A 627-nucleotide genomic window follows, 5' to 3' on the forward strand; every position below is an offset into this window, starting at 1 on the left:
TCGGATGTCTTGTATTGTTAAATCTTCGATTTAACTGGATATTTTCAGTATATAGTTTTCAAGGTACAAGGGATATGGCTTTCAGAATTATCATTCCTTCCGCCTTATCTTCAGTGCTTGCACACCGAGTGGAGATGGAGAGATTCGAACTCTTGACCCCCTGCTTGCAAGGCAGGTGCTCTCCCAACTGAGCTACACCCCCACGAATAGGTTTGTTTCCTCTATTCTTTTGTCTGGTCTGGATTCTTCCCGACCAATGGGCTTAAGTGGACTCGAACCACCGACCTCACGCTTATCAGGCGTGCGCTCTAACCGGCTGAGCTATAAGCCCTCCTTTTGTTAATCCGGCAGGTCCCGTCACTAACCTCAAGCTTCGTCTTGCGACTCGCTTTCGCTAAGTGTCGTGACACACCACTCACTAAATTCGAACTGCGCCTTCGGCTTGTTCTTATTAAGTGTTCCGGCAGCCACCTGCTCTCCCATGCCGTCTCCAGCATAGTACCATCGGCCGTCTGGGGCTTAACCATCGTGTTCGGGATGGGTACGGGTGTGGCCCCCAGACGCATCGCCACCGGAAATCTTCCAGGCTTCCTCGCAAGCCTTCATAACTAAACAGTGCCTAACACT

General features: G+C 50.6%; 2 tRNA genes and 1 rRNA gene. All 3 read right to left on the reverse strand.

The features are described from left to right. Nucleotides 1-129 precede the first annotated feature (129 nt). A tRNA-Ala gene (locus B5E82_RS17780) sits at nucleotides 130-202 on the reverse strand. A gap of 55 nt (nucleotides 203-257) precedes the next feature. Then, a tRNA-Ile gene (locus B5E82_RS17785) sits at nucleotides 258-331 on the reverse strand. 127 nt (nucleotides 332-458) lie between these two features. Then, nucleotides 459-576 (reverse strand): 5S ribosomal RNA (gene rrf, locus B5E82_RS17790). Nucleotides 577-627 lie beyond the last annotated feature (51 nt).

It is taken from the genome of Lachnoclostridium sp. An138, from assembly GCF_002160765.1.
GTDB classification, from domain to species: Bacteria; Bacillota; Clostridia; order Lachnospirales; family Lachnospiraceae; genus Laedolimicola; species Laedolimicola faecalis.